The sequence below is a fragment of the Mycobacterium sp. shizuoka-1 genome (genome assembly GCF_002723835.1).
Classification (GTDB): domain Bacteria; phylum Actinomycetota; class Actinomycetes; order Mycobacteriales; family Mycobacteriaceae; genus Mycobacterium.
Genome location: NZ_BEWG01000089.1, coordinates 12,047 through 12,758, shown reverse-complemented (window position 1 = coordinate 12,758; position 712 = coordinate 12,047). Strand labels below are relative to the sequence as shown.

At 69.4% G+C, this 712-nt stretch carries 1 protein-coding gene; it reads right to left on the bottom strand.

Annotation, left to right across the window (positions count from 1 at the left end; genetic code table 11):
* Positions 1-145 precede the first annotated feature (145 nt).
* A partial coding sequence (locus MSZK_RS32720; protein ID WP_371411380.1) for a hypothetical protein occupies positions 146-712 on the bottom strand: 567 nt, incomplete at its 5' end.

Here is a 712-nt window from a genome sequence, read left to right as displayed (position 1 = left end):
GCGTGTTTGGTAACCACACCGATACCGGAGGTCCTCACCTACTTCCGCTCACCACGCCGTTCACAACCTGTCTGGGAGTTACAGCTAGCCCGCTGTACTGGGCCGCGGTCGTCACCTTCGCCGTCGGGGGCGCGCGATGAACTCCTCACGCCGGCGGCAGGCACACCGCGACCGCGGACTCGTCGTCGGGCAGGTAATAGGTGTCGACGATGCTGCCGGGGGAGACCTTCATCAGCGCGGCCTGCCGCACGAGCGTGGTTTCCCGGGCCGGAAACTGGCCGCCGCCAGCACGGGTGACCATCAGGTCCAGTTCGACCTCACGGTAGTCGGCACGGTCCCGGCCGGTGCACCGAATCCCGGTCACCACGCCGCTGGAGCGGGTGCCGAACCGGATCAGCTCGAGTTGGCCGCGGGTGAGCACCCCATGACCCAGCGGTGTGTCGGCGGACGCGCGCACTGCGACCACGTCATCGGCCAGCGCGAGCTGACCGCGGCTGGCCGGGTCGAACGACACCAGCACGATCACGCCGGGACGCAGCGCGGAGACCACCGGATCGTCGTGGCCGTGGCACAACCGCCCGGTGAAGCGCTGGCCGGCAACGCTTTCCACCTCGATCACGATGACGGGATCATCGGCTTCGGCCACCATCTGCACGGTGCCGATGCCCACCGACCGCACGCAACGCGATCGGCGGCGGCGTGGCGGTCGCGG